The 872-nt window shown below is 51.0% G+C and carries 1 rRNA gene; it reads right to left on the bottom strand.

The window, feature by feature from the left end:
• Positions 1 to 872 (bottom strand): 23S ribosomal RNA (locus tag LN415_09855); the annotation flags it as partial.

Here is an 872-nt window from a genome sequence, read left to right as displayed (position 1 = left end):
CTGTTATCAATCGCCCCCATAAAAAGGGTTGATTGGTTCGCTAGGCCCTGCTTTCGCAACGCGGATTGTTATTTGTCCAATCCGTGTAAAGCCACCTTTTACCCTTGCATTCTACAGGAGATTTCTGAACTCCTTGAGGTGACCATTGGGCACGCTTGATATCTTTTCGAGCGTGTGGCGCCCCACCCAAACTACCCACCTATCGGTGTTCTATTTCTAGTTAGTGACGCGACAAAAGAAGGGTGGTGTCCCATTGGTGCCTCCACCTTACCTAGCGGCAAGGCTTCGACGGCTCCCACCTACACTTCACATCCAAAATCGTATCACAACGACAGGCTGTAGTAAAGCTCCACGGGGTCTTCGCTTCCTTCTAGAAGGTACTGGACTGTGCGCCAGTAAGTCAATTTCACCGGGCTCCAAGCAGGGACAGTAGGGCTCTCGTTAAGCCACTCATGCAAGCCGCCAATTAAGCGGCAAGGTATTACGCTACCTTAAGAGGGTCATGGTTACCCCCGCCGTTTAGCGGTCCTTCGCCCCATTGAAATGGGTTTTCAGATACCGCCACTGGGCAGGATTCGGCGACCATACACATCCTTTCGGACTTGCGGTCTCCTGTGTTTTTATTAAACAGTCGGAGCCCCCTGGTTACTGAGACCTGCTTTCTACAAAGCAGGCACCCCTTATACCGAAGGTACGGGGCTAATTTGCCGAGTTCCCTCGCCTGGATTAAGCCGATACACCTTAGCCTTTTCAGCTAGGGGCACCTGTGTCAGTTCTCGGTACGGATCTACAAACTACATCTCAAATCTCTTTTCAAGGGCACCTGGGATCAATCCAATCCATCAAAAAAACGACAGACCACTCACGCTTTG

The organism is Candidatus Thermoplasmatota archaeon, assembly GCA_022848865.1.
Lineage (GTDB): Archaea > Thermoplasmatota > Thermoplasmata > RBG-16-68-12 > JAGMCJ01 > JAGMCJ01.
The sequence above is the reverse complement of the archived record's forward strand: the minus strand, read 5'-3'. Positions and strand labels throughout refer to the sequence as shown.